Origin of the sequence: Falsirhodobacter sp. alg1 (assembly GCF_000739715.2) — a bacterium.
Taxonomy (GTDB): Bacteria; Pseudomonadota; Alphaproteobacteria; order Rhodobacterales; family Rhodobacteraceae; genus Falsirhodobacter.
In genome coordinates this window covers 1-642 of the sequence record NZ_BBJC02000073.1, presented here as the reverse complement: position 1 = coordinate 642, position 642 = coordinate 1, and the positions used below count along the sequence as shown (strand labels likewise).

Below are 642 nucleotides of genomic sequence, written 5' to 3'. Positions count from 1 at the left end.
ACCATGCCCAGCGAGGATGTGTTGACCACGGTGGCCGCATCTTCCAGCATGTTTGCCGCCTGCAGCCAGTCATAGACGACCACGCGCGGTCCGAAATCATTGGCCAGCACCTCGGCACGTTCGCGCGTGCGGTTGCTGATACGGATTTCCGGAACGCCGGCGCCCAGAAGGGCCGAAACCACAGCGCGTGCCGCACCGCCGGCACCGATCAGGGCTGCCGGACCGGATGTCGCCTCCCAATCAGGTGCGCCCTGCTGCAGGCTGGCCAGAAAACCGATGCCAGAACAGTGCCCGCGCCACCGGATGCGCCGGAATGCGGATTGCAACCTTTGCCAGCCCTGCCGTAACCAAAGGGGACAATCCTGCATCCGCACGCAGGGGCAGCAGCAATGTCAGCGGACCCGGCCAGAACCCTGCCAACCGGTCGAACCCTTCAGGCAGATAGGCATAGCGGCCGATATCTGCGGCATCGGCCAGATGGACGATCAACGGATTGAAGCTGGGCCGCCCCTTTGCCTCATATATCCCGTGCCACGGCACGATCGTGCGCGCATCACCGCCAAGGCCGTAGACCGTCTACGGACGGAAATGCGACCAGACCGCCGGCATCCAGCAGACGCGCGGCTTCGGACAATCCCGCAT

The 642-nt window shown here is 64.5% G+C and carries 2 protein-coding genes; both read right to left on the bottom strand.

All coding sequences use genetic code 11. The features are described 5' to 3' along the window. The coding region (locus TR36_RS15250) for an NAD(P)-binding domain-containing protein (RefSeq protein ID WP_202814457.1) at positions 1-326 on the bottom strand (326 nt) is incomplete at its 3' end. Next, positions 241-540 carry an L-threonylcarbamoyladenylate synthase gene (locus TR36_RS15245; RefSeq protein ID WP_370553458.1) on the bottom strand — a complete coding sequence of 100 codons (300 nt, stop codon included), beginning with the start codon at positions 538-540 and terminating at the stop codon, positions 241-243. The genes TR36_RS15250 and TR36_RS15245, both read right to left, overlap by 86 nt. Positions 541-642 lie beyond the last annotated feature (102 nt).